This is a genomic window from Arthrobacter globiformis NBRC 12137, assembly GCF_000238915.1.
In the GTDB taxonomy this organism is placed as follows: domain Bacteria; phylum Actinomycetota; class Actinomycetes; order Actinomycetales; family Micrococcaceae; genus Arthrobacter; species Arthrobacter globiformis.
Genome location: NZ_BAEG01000023.1, coordinates 15,693 through 34,112, shown reverse-complemented (window position 1 = coordinate 34,112; position 18,420 = coordinate 15,693). Strand labels below are relative to the sequence as shown.

The window sequence follows — 18,420 nt, the reverse complement described above, 5'->3', positions numbered from 1 at the left end:
TCCGGCGGGGACTGGAGGTTTCTGAACCGGTGGCGTTGTTGCGGGACGGGTTTCTGCGGGGCTGGCCGCGCAGGGATGACGCCTCACGCTCGGCGTCTTGGGATGTTGCTAAGGAACTCATCGGGGACTCCTTTGTCGCTCAGTGCTTTCGGAAGCTCAGTGGCCTCAGACCGGGTTGGGCCGGGAAAGAAGGGTGTTGGTGCGCCGCACAAAGGCGTCCCAGCCATCGGCTGCCTTGTCGCGGCCGAGGAGCACGTTCTGCACGTTTTCGGCAAAATAGGTCTGCCAGTCCGAACCCGAGCCGCTGAACCAGGCCTCGGGATCGTAGGCGATGATGTCCGCGGCGTTGGCGTAGTGGACCTGGGGTGTGAGCTCCCGGTAGGCCTGTGACTGCACGATCGGCTGATAGGCAGGAATGTGGCCGGCCTCCGCCCAGGACAGCGAGCCCTTGAGCATGTCGCTGACGAACTTGTACACGTCGCGCCGTTTCCCGTCATCGACGTTCAGTTGCCGCGGCAGCACGAAGGAATGCGAATCCGCGTACGACGCCGGCGTCCCGTATAGCGTGGGGATGGTGGCGGCATCGACCGGCAGCTCGGCCTTCTTGAAGGTGGGAAGTTCCCAGATGCCGCTGAACAGCATGCCCGAACCGCCGCGGGCAAATTCCGCGATGCCCGTGCCGATGTCACCGCTCTTTGCCGCGACGGTGTCATCGAACAGCGAGGCCATGAATTCCAGGGATTCGACGGCGGCATCCCGGTCAACCTTCATCGGCTGGCCAGGCGTGAGTTCCATGTCCGCCCCGTGCTGCTTGTAGAGCGTGTAGAACAGGCGCCACATCTGCGATCCGCTGCCGAGGTAGCCGAAGGACAGGCCGTGCGCCTGCGTCACCTTCTGCATCTCTCGGGCCATCGCAAGGAAGTCCTGCGGCGAGGTCACCACCTGCAGCTGCCCGTTGGAGGCCAGGACCCCTGCCTTACCGGCGACGTCGGTGTTGTAGAACATCACGAAGGGGTGGGAGTCCAACGCAATGGAGAACACCTGGCCGTCGTGCTGGCTCTTGTCCCAGATCCGCGGGGCGAAGCTCTCCGCGGTCACGCCGTGTTCGGCCAGCAGGGACATGTCCCACGGATCGATGAGTCCGCCCGGCGCATACCCGGGGACGCGGCTGGCGTGCATGATGGCAAGCTCCGGGGGTCGGCCGCCGGCTGACGCCATGGCCAGCTTGGTGTAGTACGGCGGGCCCCACGCGAGGACGGTCGGATGGACCTTGAAGCCAGGGTTGGCCGCGTTCGCCGCACTGATCATGGCCTGCATCTTGATGCCATCGCCGCCGGACAGCAGATGCCAGAACGCAATGTCCCGGACGGCCGCCGCCGAGGCGGTTCCGCCGCAGCCCGTGAGGCCGGCCGCGGCAAACACACTGCCCAGGGCCGCGGTTCCTGCCAGCAACTGCCGCCGGGACACCTGTTTGCCGGACAACTGTTTCCCGGCGAAAAAATCAAACTGCTTCACCCGTCACTCCTTTGGATGGGTCCGCTGAAAGTAATCCTTATGGCACCGCGCCAGCCTTCCGGTCCGGTGCATTTCGGATCCCGTAAGAGCTGGCGTGTGACGCAGACCTCACATTACATCGTTGTAAAACGCGACACAAGGAAAAATTGTTAGCGCCAACAATCTGATGTGACGGTCTCGTTTAGCTGCGGGTGCTGTCCCGCTCAATGATCCTGTAATCGACGGTGACCACACGCTGCCCGCTGGCCCGGTCGGTCATCCGCTCGGTGAGCAGGCGCAGGGCCTCAGTGGCCACGCGGCGCTTGTCGAAGGACACGGTGGTGAGTGACGGCACGGCATATTGCCCGTCGGCGATGTCGTCAAAGCCTGCCACCGCCACGTCGTCCGGAACCTTGATTCCGCGCTTCCACAGCACGCTGAGCGCACCGATGGCCATCGAGTCGGTGAAGCAGAACAGGGCGTCCGGGAGCGGGTGCGCATCCAGGTAGGAGGCAAGCGCACCAGCCGCCGTCTGTGGCGTCCACTTCTCACAGGGGATCAGCAGCGATTCGTCCCGGTCAATGCCGAGTTCCTCAAGCGCGGCCTGGTAGCCGCGGGTGCGCAGAACTGCCGCTGCCGAGTGCCGGCCTTCGGCAGTCCCCAGCACGGCAATGCGGTGCCGGCCAGTCCGGGCCAGCGCGAGGGTCATGTCGCGGGCGGCGGCAACACTGTCCACCCACACCCGGTCGGCCAGCTGCTGGGACACCTCCCCCAGCAGGACCACCGGAGGCAGGGAGACACCCACCTTGACGGCGCTCTCGTCCAGCACCACGGGGTTGAGGATCAGACCGTCGATCAGGTTGGACCGCGCCCGGGACATCAGCTCGTATTCGCGGCGGGGATCGGACCCGGTTTCCTCGATCTGGACGCTCCAGCCCTGCTCGTGGGCGACCTCCACCACGTTGTGCGCGATCTCGGCGGAGTACGGTGTGGCCAGGTCCGGCAGCGCCAGGGCAATGACGCCGGACCTGCCGTTGCGCAGGCCCCGGGCGGAAAGGTTGGGCACATAGTCGAGTTCGAGGATGGCCTGCTCCACCTTGAGCCTGGTGGATCCGCTGACCGGCACCACGCCGTTCATCACGTTCGAGACAGTCTTGGGCGAAACCCCGGCACGGCGCGCGACGTCCTTGACCGTTGCGCGCACTGCTCCCCTTTCAACGTCGGATGGGATCGATGTTACAGCCCGCTACCCCGCCTGGCTGGCGCCGGCAGCCAGCCCGGCCTTCCGGCGTCGGCCTTTCAGCAGAATCCAAACAGCGACGCCGACGACGACTGCCGCCACCCCGCCGGCCACGGCGAGCAGGGCGTTCCGGGAACCGGCGGACGGTTGTGCTCCGGCGGCTGGTTGCGACGCCGCTTCGGGAGCCGGGGTTGCGGCCGGTGCTGCCGCCGTCGACGCCCCGGACGCAAGCGGCGTTGCCGCCAGTGCTTCGGCGGAATACCGGACCACCGAGCCCTGTCCGGGGCCGGATCCGGGGCTGATCACGATGACCGAACCGTCGGGTGCCACCGCCAGGTGACCGGGGCCGCCGTCGGTGGAGATGGAACCTCCCACGTCCTTGGCGTGGGGACGGATGACGGAGAGCTTCTGGGTCAGCAGGCTCGTCACGTACAGGGAGCCGTCCGGTGCGACGGTCACGTCCTGCGGCCCTCCCTCGACGTAGATCCGCTCAGCCACGGTGTCGGCGCCGGCTTTGATGACGGCAATGTCATTGGACTTGATGTTGGCCACGTAGACGGTTCCGTCTGGTCCGGCAGCGATCCCGTGCGGTTCCTGGGACGTTCCGGTGTCCGAGACCAGCTCGATGGTCTTTGAGACGGCGTCCGCCCCTGCCGGGATCACGGAGACAGTGCCAGCAGTCTGGTTGGACACGAACGCGGTTCCGTCCTTTGCCACCGCTATTTCCGCCGGGCCTGCCCCGACCTTGACGGTCCGATCCACCGCCGTCCCCTGCGGCGCAATGACTGAGACGGTGTTTCCAGTGGAGTTGGCGACGTATACCGTTCCGTCCGGTCCGACGGCGAGCGGATGGAACCCGGCGGACACCGGAATGGTCCGCGCCATGTCTGTAGCTCCGGCCGGAACAACCCCGACGGCGCTTTGGTCACCGTCTGCCGTGGCCACATACAGGGTGCCGTCCGGGCCGAGCCCGAGCCCCGTGGTGATGTGGCCTCCGGTGCTGATGGTGCGGGACGGCTTGGTGGCGCCGGGGGGAACCACGAAGATGCCGCCGCCCTGGCCGTAATTGCCGAGGTAGGCCGTGCCGTCCGCCGCAATGGCCACCCGCACGGGTGCGCCGTCGACAGAGATTGTTCCTTCATCAGGTGCCGCGACTGCCGGCGCGGAACCGAGGCACAACATTGCTCCGAAAACGGCAGTGAACGTGGCCCAGCGGTACTTCATGAAATTTCCCCCAATAAATTCCCCAATAATGCATCGGCGTGAAGCCAACCCAAGGAAGCCTACTAGCTGCCGGGACGGCCCCATTGACCGGCGCCGCCGGAGTCCGAATAGTGGGGGCATGGCAACAGGGATTTCCGATGCAGAGTTCTCTTCCGCCGACGGCGTCGCGGAGTGGCGGGTGCTGTTCTGGGGTGCGAAAGCACTTTATGAGACAGGCGACTTTGCCACCGGGGCGAAGTTTGTTGCCGCGATCGCAGAGGCCGCCGAAGCCATGGGCCATGCCCCGCTCGTGGACCTCAGACCGGACACGGTGACAGTCCAGGTCATCACACCGGGCGTGGGCCTGAGCGACCGCGACCTCGAGCTTGCCCGCAGCATCTCCGGCATTGCCACCCGGCTGCGGCTGAAGTCGGATCCCTCCGCCGTGCAGCACGTGCAGCTCGCGTTCGACACCGCGGACCGACCGGCCGTGATGGAGTTCTGGCGGGCTGCGCTGGGCTACGTCGCCGTCGGGGACGAGGACCTCATCGAACCCAACCTCATCGGCCCGCCCGCGTGGTTCCAGGACAAGGAGTTCGTTCCGCCGCGCAACCGTATCCACATGGACGTCTCGGTCCCGCACGACCAGGCGCAGGCGCGCATAGACGCGATCGTGGCCGCCGGCGGCCGTGTCCTGGGCGACCGTTATGCGCCGGCGTGGGTGTCCCTCATCGACCCCGAAGGGAATGTGGTGGACATTTGCACCTGGCAGGGGCGCAACTGACGTTCCGGCAGCAGTGCCTTATCCATGGGTGAAAGTCACACGGCATCCTAACGCCGCGTGGTTACGGGTGGGTAGGGGCGGCTGACCCGAACGAGGCCGATCGGTCGCCCACGTCCTCCCGGCCACGCCGCACGATGAGCGGGTCGGGTTCGTAGACCCGGAGGCGCCCTTGCCCTCGCAGTCGAATATGTCCTCGTCACGAAAAGCGACGGCGCAGCGCCAGGCAGCTACGAGGCGGCTGCACCTCTACGACGCGGCTGGGTCCAGGTGCGCGCTCTTGACCTCGGGAGGCGTCGCCCCCTGGATGACCCAGCGGTTGCCGTCCGGGTCGCTGAGGAAGGCGAACTTCACCCCGCCCATGTCCTGGACGTCGCTGATGCCGGCGCCGCGCTCCTGCAGCTCGGCGCGGACGGCGTCAATGTCGGGTACGACGAGCTGCAGCCCTTCGAGGCTCCCCGGCGCCATGCTGGTCATGCCCGTCCCGATGACGATCGAGGCAGCAGAACCAGGCGGCGTCAGCTGCACGACCCTCATCCCGGGGATGTGCTCCACGTCGTGGTCCAGGAGGAAGCCCAGCTTCTCCACGTAGAACGATTTCGCCGCGTCCACGTCGGCTACCGGCACTTGCACAACTTCAAGGCGCATCTCCATGGGCCTCACCCTACCGCCCCGGCCCGCGCAAAACGCCGGATCAGCGCGCCAGGACCTGCCGGATCCCGAACTCCCCCACGGAGAACATCCGGGGATTGTCGTCGGAGTTGCTCAGCATGGCGGTAGACAGGACGAGGGCCCAGCCGCGGGCGCGCATCCAGGTTCCCCGGTCCACCGAAGAGCCAAAGGCGCCGATGAAGCGCTGGCGGGCGCCGGCGTCGAACATCAACCAGCCCACGGCAAGGTCGACGGCGGGATCCCCGGCCCCCACGTCGCCGAAGTCAATCACGCCGGCCAGCGATCCGTCGGCCGCCAGGAGGATGTTGGCCGGATGCAGGTCCCCGTGGAGCATCATCGCCGGACCGTCCCATACGGGAACCGCACAGGCCTGCGCCCACACTTCCCTCAGCCCTGCCGCCTGCGGGTAGCGTTCCCGGTCCCCAAGCCGTTCCCGCACTGCCGCGTTCCGGTCCGCCAGTGGGACCCCGCGGAGCGGATTCACTGGGACCCCTTCATCCGCGGGCACGTTAAGCGACCTGAGAAAGGCGGCCAGGCCATCAACGGCCGGCGCACGGTCCGCCGGCCCGGCCTCGACCGCCGGTGCGCCGGGAACCCACCGCACGATGCTCCAGGGCCAGGGAAAGTCCGACGTCGGGCTGCCGGCATGGACGGGCACGGGAACCGGAACCGGGGTCCGGTTCGCAATACTGGGAAGGTACTGCTGCTCATGCAGGATCAGCGGCACGGCTTCGGCCCGGCGCGGCACCCGGACCGCCAGATCGTCACCGAGGCGGAAGGTCGCGTTGTCCCAGCCATTGGCAATGCGCACCAAAGAGCGGCCTGAGAGGTCCGGCCGCTGGGCCCTGATGAGGGCGTGGACGACGGCGTCACTCACTTCGATGGTGGCCGGCGGCATTCCTGCCATCAGACTCCCGCCTTTCCTGCACTAGTAGACGGTGCCCTCCAGCAGTTCAGAGAGCCGGTTTGCTGCGCGCCGCAGTTCGGGGACGCCTGCCTTCAGCCCCTCCTCGGTGGCGGCCTCCACCGGGCTGGTCAGCGCAATCGATTCGCTCGGCAGCAGCCCGGACCGGTTGATGGCGATCGCCACCGAGAGCACTCCGGTGGCGCGCTCGTCGGCCGAGTAGGCGTAGTCCGTTCCGGGCTCCGGCAGGCGGGCCTTGAGCTCGGCCAGGCTGAAGGTGGGCTTTTCGTGTCCGGCCGCGACCGCCCCCTGCACCACTTCCTGAAGATGCTGGTCCGACGCACCGGCCAGCAGGACCTTGCCGGCCGCGCCGACGGTCAGGGGAAGCCGCTTGCCGAGCGGCATGTCATACCGGAGCGGGGCGTCGCCGTCGACGCGGACCACCAGGATGCGTTCAAAACCCAGACGGGTGTAGAGGGACGCGGTCATTCCGGTCTGCGCCGCCACCTGCTGGAGCACCGGGCGGGATGCAGTGACCAGGGGATCGTTCTCAATGTAGCTGCGCGCCGCTGGCAGCACGGCCGGTCCGATCCGGTAGGTCTTGTCCGTCTGGCTGACCATGCCGAAATCCTGCAGCACGCGCAGGATGCGCAGCGTGGTGGGCAGGCTCATGCCGCAGTTCCGTGCCAGATCGCTGAGCCGCTGGGGGCGGTCCGCCCGCTGCAGTTCGGCAAACACCTCCAACGCCCGCGACAGCGAGCGCATGTTGGAGGGCTTGCCGCCGTCGTCCGCTGCAGTACCGGGCTGCGCATTGGTGACCGTCATTCTTTCATTCTATGTAAGTTCTGTCCCTACCTACCCGCTTGACAGCGCCTGTGGGCCGTGTCACTATTTCTTCTGACGTAAGACACTTTCATTCTATGAAAGCAATTGGAAGGCATTTTGATGACAACGGAGTCGACCATGACCCAGTCCCCCGCCCGGACGAGGCCAGCGCGCAGCGTCCTGGCCGGGATCGCCGCCTTCGGGGCACTGGGCGCCTATGTACTTGTCAGCTCAGTGGGCCTGGGCCTCTGGACCTCGCTGGGTCCCGGCCCCGGACTGTTCCCGTTCGCCATGGGCGCGGTGCTCGCCTCGATGTCAGTCCTGTGGCTGCTTCAGGAGCTCAGGCGCCCCAGCGCGGCAGGTGACAAGGCCGACGGCGGACTGGTGCTCGCCGTCGTCGTCAGCCTTGTGCTGCTGGCAGCGTTGCTGGACCTGCTCGGCTTCCAGCTGAGCATGTTCCTCTTCCTGATGTACCACCTGAAGATCCGGGGGAAGCGGGGCTGGCTGTCCGCCCTGCTCACCGCCCTGGCCGGAAGCGTCGGAGCTTTCTACGCCTTCAACTACGGACTGAACGTGGCCCTGCCTGTCTCATCTATTCCCGTCCTGAACCTGATCGGACTCTAGACATGGACACCCTCAATGAATTGCTGAACGGCTTCGCGGCCGCCCTGACCTGGCAGAACCTCATCTTCGCGTTCTTGGGCTGCCTCCTGGGCACCGTGATCGGCGTCCTGCCGGGCATCGGCCCGGTGGCCGGCGTCGCCCTGCTCATCCCGCTCACGCTGAACATGGACCCCACCGGCTCAATCATCATGCTCTGCGCCATCTTCTACGGCACGGCCTACGGGGGAACCATCACCAGCGTGCTGCTGAACACCCCGGGTGAGGCGGCGTCGGCCATCACCACCATTGACGGCCATGCGATGACAAAGATGGGCAAGGCCGGAGCGGCCCTCACCATCGCCGCCATCGGCTCCTTCGTCGGCGGCACCATCGCCACCCTCGGACTCGTTGCCGCCGCCAAACCGCTGGGCGAGCTCGGCCTGCTCGTCGGTCCGCCGGAATTCTTCGCCCTCATGGTCGTCGGCATCTCCCTGCTCGTGGCGCTGGCCGGCAAATCCATGGTCAAGGCCCTGATCTCCGGAGCCCTGGGCCTGCTGATCTCCATGGTCGGCATCGACCCCGTCGCCGGCGCACCCCGCTTCACGTTCGGCATGGACCGGCTCCTGGACGGCGTGAGCTTCGTGGCTGTCATCGTCGGCGTCTTCGGCCTGTCCGAGATCCTCTCCTACCGGAAGGGCGAGTCGACCGTGGTGCACGCCCCCGGGCTCCGCTCGCTGCTGCCCACCGGCAAGGAATGGCGCCGCAGCGCACCGTCCATGGCCCGCGGAACCGGCATCGGCTTCGGACTCGGCCTGATCCCGGGCATGACCGGATCGGTCGCATCCCTGCTCTCCTACGGCGCCGAGAAGAAGTTCTCCAGGCACCGCAACGAGCTGGGCAAGGGCGCCGTCGAAGGTGTTGCCGGGCCGGAAACTGCCAACAATGCCCACGCCAACGCCGCGCTCATCCCGCTGTTCACCCTCGGCATCCCCGCTTCCCCGACCATCGCCGTCCTGATGGGGGCCTTCCTTCAGCAGGGCCTGACGCCGGGACCGACGCTGTTCACCGAGCACTCCGAGATCGCCTGGGCGATCATCGCCAGCCTCTTTATCGGCAACCTTCTGCTGGTGCTGCTGAACGTCCCGCTGGTGGGTTTGTGGACCTCGATCCTGCGGGTCCCGGCTCCGATCCTGACCGCGCTGATCCTGCTGTTCATGGTCATCGGCGCCTACACCATCAACTTCAGCGTCTTCGACGTCTTCGTGATGATCGGTTTCGGCCTGCTGGGGCTGGCCCTCCGGCACCTGGAGATCCCGCTGGCCCCCATGGTCCTCACCCTGGTCCTGGGTCCGCTGATGGAACGGTCGCTGCGTGAATCGCTGGAAATCTCCCAGGGCGACTTCAGCATCTTCCTCAACCGCCCGATTTCCCTGGTCCTGATCATCCTCGGCGTCCTGATCATCTGCAGCCCGCTGCTGAAGCTCCGCAAGCCCAAAGCCCTGATGGACGACCCCGAAACCTAAACCCGCCCGCACTCCCCCCAACAAACAATCAGCCTCTTCGAAGGAGAAGAACTTGTCACGCACCAAAATCACCGCGGCCATCGCCGCTGCTGCCCTGCTCGCCCTCACCGGGTGCGGCGCCAACGCCGGCGCAACCTCCGCTGCCGGCGGCGACTTCCCCAAGAAGGGAAAGTCCATCGACCTCATCGTCGCCTTCTCCTCCGGTGGCGCCGTGGACACCGCGGCCCGCCTGGTCCAGCCCGTCCTGGAGAAGGAACTCGGCACCAACGTCGAGGTCATCAACAAGCCCGGTGCCGGCGGCCAGATCGGCTACACCCAGCTGACCAGCGCCAAGCCTGACGGCTACACCATAGGAGCCACCGGCTCCCCGTCTGTCGTCGTATTCCCGCTGGACCCCAGCCGCGGCGCAAAATACACGCGCAACAGCTTCCAGCCGCTGGGCCGCCAAGTCATTGACCCGGCCGTCATCGCCGTCCAGCCGGGCAGCCCGTACAAGACGCTGAAGGAACTGCTCGACGCCGCCAAGGCCAACCCCAAGTCCCTCACCGCGAGCACCACCGGCCTGCAGACCGGCGAACACTTCGCGCTGGCCCAGATCCAGGAAACCACCGGCGCCGAATTCGCGCCGGTCCACTTCTCCGAAGGGGCCTCCCAGGCCACCACGGCGTTCCTCGGCAAGCACGTCGACATCCTGGTTGCCAATGTCAGCGACGTCACCGACCTGACCAAGCAGAACAAGGCCCGGGTCCTGGGCATCATGACCACCGAGCGGTCCCCGTCCCTGCCGGACGTTCCCACGTTCAAGGAAAGCGGTTACGACGTCGAAGCCGGCACCGCCCGCGGTTACTCCGCCCCCGCCGGCCTTCCGGACGCCGTCGCCAAGAAGCTCGAGGCCGCCCTCCAGAAGGCCATCGAGGACCCGGAGGTCGTCAAGAAGATGAACGACCTCGGCCTGCAGACCAGCTACCTCTCCGGCAAGGACTACCAGACGTTCTGGGCAGGACAGGAAGCGGACTTCAAGAAGGTCCTGCCGCTGGTCCAGAAGAAGGACTAGTTCAAGAGAAGGACTGGGCCAAAAGAAGGACCAGCCCGCCCGCATACGGCCCAGACCGCCCACCTCGTTCAAACCGACACCACCAGGGAAGACACGCCATGACCACCCACGCCCTTCAGGACACCTCCTTCACCCGACCGGACCAGGAACTTATCAACCGTCTGGCCAAGCTGCCCGCCGCCAACATCGGCGACGCGGTGGACCGGCTCGGTGTGGCAGATTCCGCGATTCAGGCGGTCTGGCCGGGCGCGAAAATCGCCGGGCCTGCCTTCACCGTTTGGACCCGCCCCGGGGACAACCAGGGCATCCACGAAGCACTGAAGCTGGCGCAGCCGGGGGACGTCATCGTTGTGGCGGGTGGCGGCGACGAGTCCCGCGCCCTCCTCGGTGAGCTGATTGGCGAGCGCGCCATCAACCTCGGCATCGCCGGCTTCGCCCTTGACGGTGCGGCACGCGATGCCGAGGCCCTCGGCGAGATCGGCATGCCGGTCTTCGCCCGGGCCGTCACCCCGGCTGGCCCGTACAAGAACGGGCCGCACCGGCTCGGCGGTCCCATCGCCTTCGGCGGCGTCCCCGTCCTGCCCGGCGACATCATCATCGGTGACTCCGACGGCATCGTGGTCATCCCCAGCGAGCAGGCCACAGCCGTGGCGGAAGCCGCCGAAGCGGTATTCGCCGACGAAACCAACCGACGGGCGTCAATCATCGCCGCCCGCGGCCAGTAAGTATCGCCGCCCGCGGCCAGTAAGTAAGGAACAGTTTCATGACCAAGTGCACCATCATCGGCCTGGGCGAAGCGGGTGCAGCCTACGCCTCCGCGCTGGCAGCAGCCGGCCACCAGGTCACCGGCTTTGACCCCGTAGCCCCGAACACCCCGGCCGGAACAACGCGGGCAGCCACCGCCGCTGAAGCCTGCCGGGGCGCGGACATCGTCCTGGTGCTCACCGGCGCTGCCGCTGCCCGCAGCGTCGCCAAGGACTGCCTGCCGGTGCTCACTGCGGGCAGCACCTACGCGGACTTCACCTCATCCTCCCCCGCCGTGATGCAGGAGCTCGGCCAGCTGCCCACCAAGGCAAGCTTCGCCGACGTCGCAATCCTTGGGCCGGTCGCCGCCCTCGGCGCCAAAACCCCGCTGATGGTCAGCGGTCCCGGATCCGATGCCGTGGTGCGGCTGCTGGCGCCCTTGGGCGTCGACGTCGAAACCGCCGACGGCGGGCCGGGGGCGGCCATGTCCCACAAGCTGCTGCGCAGCGTCCTGATGAAAGGCCTCGCGTCGGTGGTGGTCGAAGCCGTCACCGCCGGCCGGGCCGCCGGGCTGGAAGGATGGATCCGGGAGCAGATCGCCCGCCAGCTCGCCGGCGACGGACAGTCCGTCATCGACAGGTTCCTCACCGGAACGTCCAAGCACGCGGTGCGCCGGTCCCGCGAAATGCAGGATACGGCCAGCTACCTCGCCGAACTCGGCGTACCCGCAGAAATGACGGAAGCCTCCGCGGCAGCGCTGACGCGGATTGCCGCAACACCGGCACCGGAGGCCGCCCTGCGCTGAGCGCGCATGAGGCAGAATCAATGAACAGGGAGTCAACGTTGAACCCGGAAGCAAGCGAACCCGAAGGAGCGGCCCGATGATCGGCATCTGGGCACTGGGAGCCTATCTGGCCGTCATCCTGCTCTGGACAACTGTCATCAAACGCAGCGTCGGCGAGGCCATGCTCCTCGGATTTCTCGTTGTCCTTCCGTTCACGGGCTCCGCCGCCCAGACCGGCTGGGATGCGTTCTATGACGCCATCACCGATGAGATCGTCTATGCCACCATGGCGTTCGTCTTCATGGGTTACCTGCTGGAGCGGACCGGCGTGCTGGACCGGCTCATCGACCTGCTGAACTCCCTGATCGGCGGGGTCAAAGGCGGCCCGGCCTGGGTCTCCACGGTCGCGTCGGCCGGCCTGGGCGGCGTGGTCCACAACCAGGCCGCGATCGCCGCGACCGTGGGATCGGTGACCATCCCGTGGATGGAAAAGTCCCGCCTCGACAAGCCCTCCGCCGCAACGCTGGTGGCAGGCAACGCAGGCATGGGCATCACCTTCCCGTTCAGCGCCTCGATGTTCGTGCTCGTGGGATCCGCCACGGTCGGCCCGCTGCTGCAGGTCAACGACCTCGTCCTACCCCTGCTGATTGGCGGACTCTGGTGCTTCCTGCACCGCCTGATCGTTACCTACGTGCTGATCCGCAAGAGCGACATGGCACCCCTCGATCGGGCGCACCGGACGCCTTTCCGCCGGGCCTTCGCCCAGGGCTGGGGCACCACGCTCCTGTTCGTGGTGGTGGCTATCCCGCTGATCATCACCTCCGGGGCAATCGCCAACGCCCTCTCCGACTGGACGGGCTCGGACGTGGCCAAGTCCGTCAGCGTCATCGCCTGGATTCCTGTGGTCCTGATCATCACGGGCACCATCCTTGGCCGGAAGCGGCTGCCGCGCAGCCCGAAGGCCTACTGGGACTTTCTGCAGCAGTCCGCCCCGCGCTTCGGCGTCGTCGGCGTCACCGTGGTGTTCGCATTCGCCGGGGCCAACGCGCTGGCCGCCACCGGCCTGCCCAAGCAGATGACAGCACTGCTGAACGACCTCCACCTGCCGCTGTGGCTGCTGGCCATCCTGATCGGACTGATCGTCATCGCCGTCGCCGCGCCCCTGTCCGCGACGGCGACCATGGCCGCCGTCGGAACCGTGGGTGTGGCCACGCTGGTGGCCGCCGGCGTTCCGGCAACCACCGCGGCAGTCGCGGTGCTGGTCTTTTCCTCCTGCGAGGCGGCAGTGCCGCCCGGCGGCGCTCCGCTTTACGTGGCGTGCGGCATCGCCGACGTGGACCCGTACAAAACGTTTGCCCGCCTGTTCGTCCTCTACGCCCTGCCGCTGCTGGCCATCGGCGTGCTGATCGCCGTCGGCGTCCTGCCGATCTAAGGAAAACGTGGAAATGCAGAAGTTGCGACACACCATCAACGTCATCTTCGTGATCAGCCTCGCGGTGCTCCTCATCGCCGGAATAGTTTTCGTGGCCGGGCAGGCCCTCGCCCTGGCCACCGGGCAGGGCGGCTGGCTGGCGGTCCTCAACGCGGCCGTCAAGGGCCCGGCGTGCATCGCCGCGTCTGTCTGTGCCATCGCCGGATTTCTGCTCAGCTACAAGACCCCCGCGAACCAGAACAACCCGCAGCAGGAAGCCCGCACACCATGACGTCCACGGAATCAGGCACGACCTACCCCTCCTACGAGGCACTCCTGGAACGGGCAGGGCAGCTTGCGGGCACCTCCTGGGGCCTGTTTCCCGATGCCGGGCGCGGCACTCCGTCCTTCATCCAGCCCGGTTCCGTCCGGGATGCCGCCAGCTGCGTCAGGACCGGCGCCGTCTTCGGCCTCGACTACCCCGCCGACGCCTTCGACCCCGGGATGTCCCTGAAACGGCGGGCTCCCCGGCACACGATCTACTCGGCGCACCCCGCCCACCGCGACGACTACCTTGACGGGTACTACCTGCAGGGCTCCAGCCAGATCGACGGCCTCCGGCACCGCAGGGCGGACGACGTCGGCTTCTACAACGGCACGCCCGACGGCGACATCCGGGAAGGAACAGCGGCCCTCGGCATCCAGGTGTGGGCGGAGCAGCCCATCGTCGGCCGGGGCGTACTGGTGGACGTCGACGGATATTGCCGGGACCAGGGCACGCCCATCGACCATGCAGCCGGGCAGCCTCTTGGCCTGAAACTGATCCGGGCCGCAGCCGAGGCCCAGTCCCTGGCTCTGCGGCCCGGGGACATCCTCATGATCCACACGGGGTGGTGTGAGTGGTTCCTCGCGCTGTCCGCCGGGGAAAAGGAGAGCCAGCGCGACAGCCGCCGGGCCAGCGGCATCGAACAATCGGCCGAGTTCGTCGCCTGGGCCTGGGACAACCGGGTCGCCGTCATTGCCGCGGACAACTTCGCCGTCGAATGCCTGCCGCCTGTCCCGGCGAGCCCGTTCCGGGATACGGCACCCAACGACCACGGCATGATGCACCAGCAGTTCCTCGCCAAACTCGGCCTTCCGCTCGGCGAACTCTGGCAGCTCGGACCGCTCAGCCGGCACATGAAAGCCGCCGGCAGCTGGGACGCGCTCGTCACCGTCAAACCGCTGAACATCACGGGAGCCACCGGTTCCCCGGCCAACGCGACGGCAGTGACGTAGCAACTCCACCCCCGACTTGTTAGCCACGTCACATTCGTCTATGGTTGTCCGGGGCCACAGCGTGGTGGCCCTTTCTAAATTGGGGAGACAACTTAGTGAATGAGAAGCTGCGGGTGCTGGTCAGCGTTGACCTCGACGGCGCCAAGGCCCGGGTCAAGACGCAGGGTCATGTGACTCTCCAGAGCATTCAGGGCCTGTACGACGTCATGAAGCGCGCCGACTCGCTGGTCCCGGGGCTGGCCCTGGAACTGGATATGACCCTTGCCGAGGTGGAGCCCCAGGCCCTGGAGGAACTCCGCGGCTGCGCCCGCTCCCACCACCTTCCGCTGCAGGTCGATCCGCTCCAGCGCGACTACCGGTTCAGCATCCTGGCACCGACGCTGGTAGCTCTCCCGGTCGCCGCACCTATGCTGGCAGCCGCCTGACGTTCCGCCAGCCCTAGGGTTAAATCCCGGCGGTCCAGTCGTCGTCGTACAGGCCGTCCCGGAAGTGCGTGCGGAGGTATGCCCCCACAACGGCGGCCCCAAGGTCCCCGGTTTCGGGCGCCACCACCCGGCCGTCGATCCGGCGGGCCAGTCGCTGGACGAACCGTTCAAGTCCCGGGTCGTCGCCGAGCCGGAAGAACGTGGCCTGCGTGCCGGACCGCGCCAGCCGGTCCAGCTCCGCGACCGTGACGCGGATGGTTTCCGGGTCCGGCGGCCAGCAGAACCATGACTCGCCGTCGGCCAGCAGATGGGCGGTGGGCTCGCCGTCGGTCACCACGAGCAGGACGGGCTGCATCGAGGGGTGCTGACGAAAGAAGCGGCCGGCCAGCAGCAGGCCGTGGTGCAGGTTGGTTCCCTGTTCCCGCAGGGGCGGCAGGGCCGTGAGCTCGCCGATGTCCATGGACTGCGCGTAACGGCCGAACGTGACCAGCTGCAGCCGGTCCCCGCGGAACCGGGTCGAGACAAGATGGTGCAGGGCGAGCGCCGTGCGTTTCATGGGCACCCACCGTCCTTCGGCCGACATGGAAAAGGACACGTCAGCGAGCAGGACGACGGCGGCCTGGGTCCGGGCTTCCGTCTCCGTCACCTCGATGTCGCCGATGGCGAGGTGCAGTCCCCGGCCCGGATCACCGCCGTCGGCCATGGTGCGCCGGATCGCGTTGGTCATGGTGCGCGTCACGTCCCATGGCTCGGCGTCGCCGAATTCCCACTGCCGGCTCGAGCCGGTCTGCTCACCTGCGGCTCCGGCGACGCGCGTATCCCGCCCGCCCTGCCGGCCGGACAGTTGCTTGGCAGTGTCCCGCAGCAGCGATTTCCCGAGCCGCCGCATGGCCTGGGGTGACAGCCTGAGGTCACCGTCGGCCCCGCGCCGCAGGTAGCCGCCGTCCTGCATCGCCCGCTCGATCTCCGCGAGGGTGCGGGCAGTCACCGCGGCGTTCTGCCCGAGCTGGCGGGCCAGGGCATCCAGGTCCAGGTCATCGAAGGAGGACCCGTTGTAGTGCTGGGAGAGCTGTTCGGACAGCTCGTCGAGCTCGGCGATGTCCTGCAGCACGCCGGTGCCGTCGCCCAGTCCAAGTCCTTCCTGGCCGCCGAAGCGCTCGGAGCCGTTCCAGTCCTCACCGGGGCGCAGCGCGCGCAGGCTGTCGTCGAGCTGATTGAGCTGGGCCATGAGTTCGGCCGAGCCGAACGCCTGGGCGGACAGCCGCATCAGCTCTTCGCGCTGCTCGGGAGACATCGATTGCAGCAGCCGCTGGGCTGCGGCCGCGCGCTTGGCGAGGGCGTCCACCAGTTCCTCGACGGACTGTGGATTCTCCGGGAAGTAGTCACCGTGCTTGGCCATGAACTGCCGGAAATCCTCGTCGGTGTCCTCGCCGCGGCGGTGCTTGCCGAGCAGTTCGTTGAGGTCGCGCAGCATCTCGCTCACGGCTTCGCGGTCTTCGTCGGTTGCGTTTTCGAGGGCCTGCTTCATGCCGGCGAACCGCTGGTCAAGGACCTCGCGGCCCAGCAGGTCTTTGATCCTGTCGTAGGCTTCGCGGGCACTGCTCGACTGCCAGTCATAGGAGGCCAGTTCGTTGACCGCTGCCGCCGTGGACGGGGGCAGGTTCTGCAGCTGCATCTCGCGGAAGGCGCGCTCGGTGTTGTCCATCATGGCGTCGCGGGCGAGCTGCTTGCGTTCCTCCAGCACGGCAGTGTCGAGCAGCTTCTTCACCTCGTTGAGCGTGCCATCCAGCCGGTGCCGGCTCAGCAGTTCACTCCGGCGCTGCTGGACGCGCCGGGCCAGGTTGTCGAGCCCTTCGCGGTCCCGGCCGCCGCGCCGCAGAAACTCCTGCAGGGCATGCCGGGGTGAGTAGCCGGCCATGACGTCCTCAGCGATCGCGTCGAGCGCTTCTGCCAGGTCGACCGGCGGGGCGAGCGGATCCGGACCACCGGCGTACCGGCCGTACCTGGACCGGTTGTGCAGGGTCATCATGCCTCCTGTACCGAGCAGAAACTGTCCTTAGCCGTACACCGTTTCCTCGTCGTCGGACTCTTTGGAGATCCGCCGGGCGAGGTAGAGGCCCTCCAGCGCAAGTTCGACGGCGGCGGCTCGCTGGCCGTCGTTTTGCGCGCCCAGGCGCTCACCGATTTTGTCGTAAAGGCTTGATCCGTTGAGGGACGGAAGGTTCTCGAGGAACTCCCGCGCCGTGACCTGGTCCCCGGTGGTCACGGTGGTGTGGCCGTCGAGGGCGGCCACGAGCGGGCCCATGTCGAGGCCCTGGAAGTGCGCGCGGACGGCCTCTGCCGTGGCCGTGCGCAGCAGGTGGTCCAGGATGCCCTGTTCGCGACCTTCCTCACCCGACTCAAACTCGATCTTCCCGGTGAGGACCTCCACCGCGGTCTCCAGGTCGATGATGCGCGCCACGGCCTGGTCCTCCCCGCGTACGCTGGCCCGGCGCAGGGCAGCCGCGGCGACGGTTTCGGCGCCCGCGATGGCGAACCGTGCCGAAACCCCTGAGGTCTGGTTGATGGCCGGCGACTGCCGCAGGGCCCGGGTGTAGCGGGCCAGGATCTCGAGGATGACGGGCGGGACGTCGGCCACCAGCTTCCCCTCCTGCCGGATGACGGAAACCTCGTCATCCAGCTCGATCGGGTAGTGGGTGCGGATTTCGGCGCCGAAGCGGTCCTTTAAGGGCGTGATGATCCGGCCTCGGTTGGTGTAGTCCTCGGGGTTGGCGGACGCGACGACGAGCACGTCAAGCGGCAGCCGCAGCACGTAGCCACGGATCTGGATGTCGCGCTCCTCCATGACATTGAGCATCGACACCTGGATCCGCTCGGCGAGGTCGGGCAGCTCGTTGATGGCGATGATCCCGCGGTTGGAGCGCGGGACGAGGCCGTAGTGGATCGTCTCGGGGTCCCCAAGACGGCGGCCCTCGGCCACGCGCATCGGGTCGACGTCGCCGATGAGGTCGGCGACAGAGGTGTCCGGCGTCGCAAGCTTTTCGACGTACCGTTCCGAGCGGTGGCGCCATGCCACCCGCATCCGGTCCCCCTCGGTGAGGGCACGGGAGCGGGACTGCTCGGTGATCGGTTCGTACGGGTGCTCGTTGAGTTCCGACTCCTCGATCACCGGCGACCACTCGTCCAGCAGCCCGGCCAGGGTGCGGAGCAGCCGGGTCTTGCCCTGCCCGCGTTCGCCCAGCAGGACGACGTCGTGGCCGGCGATCAGGGCACGCTCGAGCTGCGGCAGGACAGTCCGGCTGAACCCGAACAACCCGGGCCACGGATCGCGCCCGGCGGCGAGCGCGGCGATCAGGTTGTCGCGGATTTCGTGGCGCAGGTCCTTGTGGACATGGCCGGCTGCACGAAGTTCGCCAACGGTGAAGATATCGGGACGATCACTCACCCCTCTACCGTAGTCCTCGGCGGTACGGGGAATC

General features: G+C 67.3%; 18 protein-coding genes. 10 read left to right on the top strand and 8 right to left on the bottom strand.

Annotated elements, in window-relative coordinates; all coding sequences use genetic code 11:
• Positions 1-165: 165 nt before the first annotated feature.
• From ARGLB_RS03620 to ARGLB_RS03610, 3 genes are all read right to left on the bottom strand, one after another.
• Complete coding sequence (locus ARGLB_RS03620) at positions 166-1,515, bottom strand: ABC transporter substrate-binding protein (protein WP_003799041.1); 1,350 nt, start codon at positions 1,513-1,515, stop codon at positions 166-168.
• 181 nt (positions 1,516-1,696) lie between these two features.
• Positions 1,697-2,698: a LacI family DNA-binding transcriptional regulator gene (locus ARGLB_RS03615; RefSeq protein ID WP_003799040.1), complete on the bottom strand. Its 1,002-nt coding sequence runs from the start codon at positions 2,696-2,698 to the stop codon at positions 1,697-1,699.
• 42 nt (positions 2,699-2,740) lie between these two features.
• Entirely contained in the window at positions 2,741-3,958 is a 1,218-nt protein-coding gene (locus ARGLB_RS03610; RefSeq protein WP_003799037.1) for an NHL repeat-containing protein, read from the bottom strand.
• A 118-nt stretch (positions 3,959-4,076) separates the two neighbouring features.
• Here ARGLB_RS03610 and ARGLB_RS03605 point away from each other — a divergent pair, with 118 nt between their 5' ends.
• Positions 4,077-4,721, top strand: a complete 645-nt coding sequence (locus tag ARGLB_RS03605; protein WP_003799035.1) for a 4a-hydroxytetrahydrobiopterin dehydratase family protein — start codon at positions 4,077-4,079, stop codon at positions 4,719-4,721.
• Between the two features lie 246 nt (positions 4,722-4,967).
• On the opposite strand, the gene ARGLB_RS03600 is transcribed toward ARGLB_RS03605, so the two are convergent.
• Genes ARGLB_RS03600 through ARGLB_RS03590 form a run of 3 tightly spaced genes read right to left on the bottom strand, consistent with a single transcriptional unit; the run spans position 4,968 to position 7,119 of the window.
• Positions 4,968-5,372, bottom strand: a complete 405-nt coding sequence (locus ARGLB_RS03600) for a VOC family protein (RefSeq protein ID WP_003799033.1) — start codon at positions 5,370-5,372, stop codon at positions 4,968-4,970.
• 40 nt (positions 5,373-5,412) lie between these two features.
• Positions 5,413-6,297 carry an aminoglycoside phosphotransferase family protein gene (locus ARGLB_RS03595; RefSeq protein WP_003799031.1) on the bottom strand — a complete coding sequence of 295 codons (885 nt, stop codon included), beginning with the start codon at positions 6,295-6,297 and terminating at the stop codon, positions 5,413-5,415.
• Positions 6,298-6,318: 21 nt separating this feature from the next.
• Positions 6,319-7,119 (bottom strand): IclR family transcriptional regulator, encoded by an 801-nt coding sequence (locus tag ARGLB_RS03590; RefSeq protein WP_003799029.1) that lies wholly within the window; start codon positions 7,117-7,119, stop codon positions 6,319-6,321.
• 120 nt (positions 7,120-7,239) lie between these two features.
• On the opposite strand from ARGLB_RS03590, the gene ARGLB_RS03585 reads away from it, so the two are divergent.
• From ARGLB_RS03585 to ARGLB_RS03545, 9 genes are all read left to right on the top strand, one after another.
• Positions 7,240-7,743, top strand: coding sequence for a tripartite tricarboxylate transporter TctB family protein (locus tag ARGLB_RS03585; protein WP_043417827.1), 504 nt, complete (start codon positions 7,240-7,242; stop codon positions 7,741-7,743).
• A 2-nt stretch (positions 7,744-7,745) separates the two neighbouring features.
• The gene (locus tag ARGLB_RS03580; protein ID WP_003799026.1) at positions 7,746-9,245 is read left to right on the top strand and encodes a tripartite tricarboxylate transporter permease; all 1,500 of its coding nucleotides are present in this window, start codon (positions 7,746-7,748) and stop codon (positions 9,243-9,245) included.
• 52 nt (positions 9,246-9,297) lie between these two features.
• A complete protein-coding gene (locus ARGLB_RS03575) occupies positions 9,298-10,299 on the top strand; it encodes a tripartite tricarboxylate transporter substrate binding protein (protein ID WP_003799024.1) in 1,002 nt (333 codons plus the stop codon).
• 98 nt (positions 10,300-10,397) lie between these two features.
• The gene (locus tag ARGLB_RS03570) at positions 10,398-11,024 is read left to right on the top strand and encodes an RraA family protein (protein ID WP_003799022.1); all 627 of its coding nucleotides are present in this window, start codon (positions 10,398-10,400) and stop codon (positions 11,022-11,024) included.
• A gap of 38 nt (positions 11,025-11,062) precedes the next feature.
• Positions 11,063-11,848, top strand: a complete 786-nt coding sequence (locus ARGLB_RS03565) for an NAD(P)-dependent oxidoreductase (protein WP_003799021.1) — start codon at positions 11,063-11,065, stop codon at positions 11,846-11,848.
• Positions 11,849-11,924: 76 nt separating this feature from the next.
• On the top strand, positions 11,925-13,259 hold the full coding sequence (locus ARGLB_RS03560; protein ID WP_003799018.1) for a TRAP transporter large permease subunit: 1,335 nt from the start codon (positions 11,925-11,927) through the stop codon (positions 13,257-13,259).
• 13 nt (positions 13,260-13,272) lie between these two features.
• Complete coding sequence (locus tag ARGLB_RS03555) at positions 13,273-13,530, top strand: hypothetical protein (protein ID WP_003799015.1); 258 nt, start codon at positions 13,273-13,275, stop codon at positions 13,528-13,530.
• The gene (locus ARGLB_RS03550) at positions 13,527-14,516 is read left to right on the top strand and encodes a cyclase family protein (RefSeq protein ID WP_003799014.1); all 990 of its coding nucleotides are present in this window, start codon (positions 13,527-13,529) and stop codon (positions 14,514-14,516) included. The genes ARGLB_RS03555 and ARGLB_RS03550 overlap by 4 nt, the downstream gene beginning before the upstream one ends.
• Before the next feature lie 95 nt (positions 14,517-14,611).
• Positions 14,612-14,941, top strand: coding sequence for a hypothetical protein (locus ARGLB_RS03545; protein WP_003799010.1), 330 nt, complete (start codon positions 14,612-14,614; stop codon positions 14,939-14,941).
• Between the two features lie 19 nt (positions 14,942-14,960).
• On the opposite strand, the gene ARGLB_RS03540 is transcribed toward ARGLB_RS03545, so the two are convergent.
• Positions 14,961-16,967 (bottom strand): vWA domain-containing protein, encoded by a 2,007-nt coding sequence (locus ARGLB_RS03540; protein ID WP_003799009.1) that lies wholly within the window; start codon positions 16,965-16,967, stop codon positions 14,961-14,963.
• Between the two features lie 30 nt (positions 16,968-16,997).
• Positions 16,998-18,386 (bottom strand): sigma 54-interacting transcriptional regulator, encoded by a 1,389-nt coding sequence (locus ARGLB_RS03535; RefSeq protein ID WP_003799007.1) that lies wholly within the window; start codon positions 18,384-18,386, stop codon positions 16,998-17,000.
• Positions 18,387-18,420 lie beyond the last annotated feature (34 nt).